Consider the following 2,344-nt stretch of genomic DNA (forward strand, 5'->3'; position numbering starts at 1 on the left):
GGTCGGTGCAGGGGTGCGTAAAGACGTGAAGGACGGTGCTCTCGTACGGAAGGGCGGACCCTCACCTCAGGAATTATCCCCATCGGCGCGCTGGTGCCGCCGAACGAGCGATCCGGCTCGGGTGCCGGCGTCTCGTCCTCACGATGAGCGCAGGTAGGACGGTGGATGCCGGCGGGAAGGTTGGAAGCGGGAACGTGCTCGAACGCATATCTCCGCCGCCGGACCACCGAGGCCACCGGCCGCCCTCACCATCGGCTGCACTCTCCAGATGGTGAAGGTTTCTTTTAATGGCACGAAACAGGCGCATCTCGCAATCCCGAACGGGGGATAGATGCCTCGGCCGACGCACCTCGCATCAATGGGGTCCAAACGCAATGCGATCAGCCGAGCGCGACGGAAGACGACGGCAAGGCGGTGATGCGGATCGGCCGTGACACTTTCTTGCCCGTATGCGGGGTCCTTCACCCCGGCCCGCGCCCGCGAACGCTTGGCATCACGGCCCGGCATCGATGGCGCGGCGATAGACCATTCCTCTCCTGCCGGAACGCGCGCACGAGGACGCCCCTCATCCGTGCCGACCCAGGATGGCGGTTATCGCGTAAAATGACTAGAATTGAATCGACCTACCGTCGGCGCCCACCCCTCGCCGGCCTCGCAGGACCTTCCCCGCGGAGTTCCCACCGACCCATCGTTCCCGTGAAAGGACCGCGCATGCTTCCGACGACCACGGGTGAGCACGAGTTTCCGTTCGCCGCATGGACGCGGCAGACCCGCCAGTCCGCCCTGCGCGAGATCCTGGCGCTGGCGTCGCGCCCGGGGCTTCTCTCCTTTGCCCTGGGAATGCCGGCCCCGGATCTCTTTCCCGTGTCCGCCTACATGGGTGCCGCGCGCCACGTGCTGACGACGGAGCCGGACGCGCTGCAGTACGGGATGCCGCTGGGGGACCTGCGCCGCCACGTGGTGGAGCTCATGGCCCGGCGCGGCGTGCGGTGCGCGGAGGACGAGGTGTTCATCACCAGCGGCGCCCAGCAGGCCATGTGCCTGCTGGGACAGCTGCTCGTGTCGCCGGGCGACCCGCTGGTCACCGAGGCGCTCACCTACGACGGGATGGTGAACGCCCTGCGCCCCCTGCAGCCGCGGGTGCTCACCGTGCCCTGCGACCCGCGGACGGGGATGGACGTGGGCGCGCTGGAGGCCCTGCTGGAGTCCGGCGAGCGTCCCGTGCTGATTTACACCATCCCCGAGGGGCACAACCCCCTGGGCAGCAGCATGCCCGCCGAGGCGCGACGCCGCCTGGCCGCGGCCGCGCGCCGCCACGGCGTCCCCGTGGTGGAGGACGACGCGTACGGGCTGCTGAACCTGGAGGGCGAGGCGCCGCCCGCCGTGCGCTCGTTCGATCCCCGCTGGGTGCTGTACGTGGGCTCGTTCAGCAAGATCGTGGCGCCGGCCCTGCGCACGGGGTGGGTGGTGGCGCCGCGGGACGTGGTGGAGCGGCTGTCCATCCTCAAGCAGGGCGGCGACCTGGACGTGTGCACCTTTGCCCAGCGCACCCTGTCGGCGTTCCTGGATCGCGAGGCGTTCTCCGCGCACCTGTCACAGCTGCGGGCGGAGTACCGCGACCGCCGTGACGCCATGCTGGCCGCCCTGGAGGCCCACTTTCCCGCCGAGGCCCGCTGGCACGCCCCCGCGTCGGGGATGTTCGTGTGGGTGACCCTGCCCGAGGGGGTGGATACGACGGCGCTCCTGCGGCGGGCCGTGGAAGAGGCCGGCGTGGCGTTCGTCCCTGGGCAGGCGTTCTGCGCGGCGGGCGGCGTGCGGGGCCGCAACGCCCTGCGGCTGAACTTTTCCCGCGTGAGCGCCGGGCAGATCGGCGACGGGATCCGGCGGCTGGGCGAGGTGCTGCGCCCCTCCCGGACCCTTCCCCTCGACTTTCGGCTCAGCGTGGTGGGCGGCGAGCACTGATCGAAACGGGACGATTCCCGGATGGGTATGGAGCCGTTTCCCACCCGCGCTGTCATTCTGGGGAAGGCGCCGTCTGGATCCCTCCGCGTGCTGGATGGCGCCGCCCGAAGAATCGGGTCGCCGGAGTGCGGGATCCCGCCCGCGCGCTGAGTTGCTCTCGGGCCCGGCGCGCACGGGCGACGGCTCCCCAGGATGACGCATTCCGAAGCGCGATGTTTGGCAACCCCCTCTCATACTGGTTCCGGGTAAACTCTGATTGCTGCGCGTGAGATAGCTCTACGGAAGAATTGCACACGGGGCCTGCGGCCAACGGAGGGAACGGTACCGGATCGAAAGAAAACCGTTGACTCCGTTGGCCGCAGGCCCCGTGTGGGAATGCTGT

General features: G+C 69.6%; 1 protein-coding gene. It reads left to right on the forward strand.

What is annotated here, in order from left to right; all coding sequences use genetic code 11:
- The first annotated feature begins 711 nt into the window (after positions 1–711).
- Positions 712–1,962 (forward strand): PLP-dependent aminotransferase family protein, encoded by a 1,251-nt coding sequence (locus tag VFZ20_RS23025; protein ID WP_329686304.1) that lies wholly within the window; start codon positions 712–714, stop codon positions 1,960–1,962.
- The last annotated feature ends 382 nt before the right edge of the window (positions 1,963–2,344 follow it).

The organism is Longimicrobium sp., assembly GCF_036280135.1.
Lineage (GTDB): Bacteria > Gemmatimonadota > Gemmatimonadetes > Longimicrobiales > Longimicrobiaceae > Longimicrobium.

Bases quoted from the DNA above. Each gene is read 5' to 3' on its own strand.
- VFZ20_RS23025 (WP_329686304.1), top strand. From the start codon at position 712: ATGCTTCCGACGACCACGGGTGAGCACGAGTTTCCGTTCGCCGCATGG.